This window comes from Streptomyces sp. NRRL F-2664 (assembly GCF_000719345.1).
GTDB lineage: Bacteria > Actinomycetota > Actinomycetes > Streptomycetales > Streptomycetaceae > Streptomyces.
Genome location: NZ_JOFX01000625.1, coordinates 1 through 223 on the forward strand (window position 1 = coordinate 1; position 223 = coordinate 223).

The window sequence follows — 223 nt, forward strand, 5'->3', positions numbered from 1 at the left end:
AACCGGGTCACCGGGGTGTGGGAAGGCGCCCGCGACGACGCGGACGCCAAGAAGAACACCCTCATCACCTACGCCTACGACAGCGAGGGACGCCTGGCCTCGGTCGCCTACCCCGACGGCAAGACTGTCTCCCGCGCCTACGACCAGCACGGGCAGCTGGAGACGGCCACCGACGCCGCCGGCGCCGTCACCGCCTACACCTACAATCCCGACGGCAGCCTGA

1 protein-coding gene is annotated in these 223 nt (G+C 70.0%); it reads left to right on the forward strand.

Features of this window, described 5'->3' with window-relative positions:
* The coding region (locus tag IF89_RS40430; RefSeq protein WP_043195246.1) for an RHS repeat domain-containing protein at positions 1-223 on the forward strand (223 nt) is incomplete at both ends.